This is a genomic window from Curtanaerobium respiraculi (genome assembly GCF_024609215.1).
Lineage (GTDB): Bacteria > Actinomycetota > Coriobacteriia > Coriobacteriales > Eggerthellaceae > Curtanaerobium > Curtanaerobium respiraculi.
In genome coordinates this window covers 1-851 of sequence record NZ_JANIPD030000038.1, presented here as the reverse complement: position 1 = coordinate 851, position 851 = coordinate 1, and the positions used below count along the sequence as shown (strand labels likewise).

At 64.7% G+C, this 851-nt stretch carries 1 protein-coding gene; it reads right to left on the bottom strand.

The annotated features are described in order from the left end of the window. Nucleotides 1-851: aryl-sulfate sulfotransferase (locus NOV21_RS08885; RefSeq protein ID WP_283171797.1), on the bottom strand; the 851-nt coding region annotated here is incomplete at both ends.

Here is an 851-nt window from a genome sequence, read left to right as displayed (position 1 = left end):
GTGTTGCCGTTGGGCAGGCGCTGGGCGTCGCTGGTCAGCGGGCTGTAGAAGTAGTGGGCGTTGAACATGAAATCGCCGTCGGCGTTGGTGTCCTTGAGCTCCCACTTGATCTCGAGCGTGGTGGGGTCGAACTCCACGACGCGGCTGCCGTCGCGGCGCGTGACCTTCAGCCCCATGCGGGAGTGCTGGCAGGGGTCGCCGTAGCCGGCCCAGCCGCCGTTGTCGTAGACCATGACGTTCCCCTCGCCGGGCAGCCCCTTGGGGATCATGTGGGTGTGGTGCGGGCCCACGACGGTGCCGAGCATGCGCAGCTCCCGCGTCTGCGTGAAGTCGGGGCCGACCTTCCAGACGACCTTGCCGGTCCCGTGGTCGACGATCCACATGATGTTGGCCTCGCGTGAGTCCATGATGATGTTGTCGGGGGCGAAGCGCTCGTCGCCGGCGTCGTGCCATTTGTTCGGCCCCAGGTAGCTGGCGCAGTTCACGTGGAAGATGTCGCCCTCGCCCTCATCACCGGCCTCTTGGCGGTTGGGGTTGCGGAACATCACGTTCTTCTGCGCCTCGGTCATGCCGAACTCGTTGAAGTGGTCGAGCATCCTCCACTCCCAGACGATGTTGCCCTCGCGGTCGATCTCGATGAGGCGGTCCTCCAGGAGCAGCTGCGGCGAGATCTTCGGCTTGCGCACGTCGTTGTGGGTGAGGATGAGCATCTTCTGGAAGTCGGGGCTCGACTCCATGCCGGGCACGAAGTAGCCCACGGGGTTGCCCTCGATCTGGTAGTCGTGGTGCTGGCGGGCATACCACTCCTTCGTCCCGTTGTCCTCGATCTCCTGGTTGCGGTTGAACGACCA